General features: G+C 55.0%; 1 protein-coding gene. It reads left to right on the forward strand.

The window, feature by feature from the left end; genetic code table 11:
• On the forward strand, positions 1–258 hold a 258-nt coding region (locus tag SB764_RS42095; RefSeq protein ID WP_410867050.1), incomplete at both ends, for an SLC13 family permease.

The raw sequence follows: 258 nt of genomic DNA on the forward strand, positions 1-258 counted from the left end.
TCAAAGCCGGTGTCGGCGGGACGCTCGGTAGCCTTGCCCTGATCATGGGTTTTGGCGCAATGCTGGGCAAAATGCTGGCAGACTGCGGTGGCGCACAACGTATCGCCACCACGCTGATTGCCAAATTTGGTAAAAAACACATCCAGTGGGCGGTGGTACTGACCGGTTTTACCGTTGGTTTTGCCCTGTTCTATGAAGTGGGCTTTGTGCTGATGCTGCCGCTGGTGTTTACCATCGCGGCTTCTGCGAATATTCCAC

This window comes from Paraburkholderia sp. SIMBA_027, assembly GCF_046535315.1.
Lineage (GTDB): Bacteria > Pseudomonadota > Gammaproteobacteria > Burkholderiales > Burkholderiaceae > Paraburkholderia > Paraburkholderia tropica.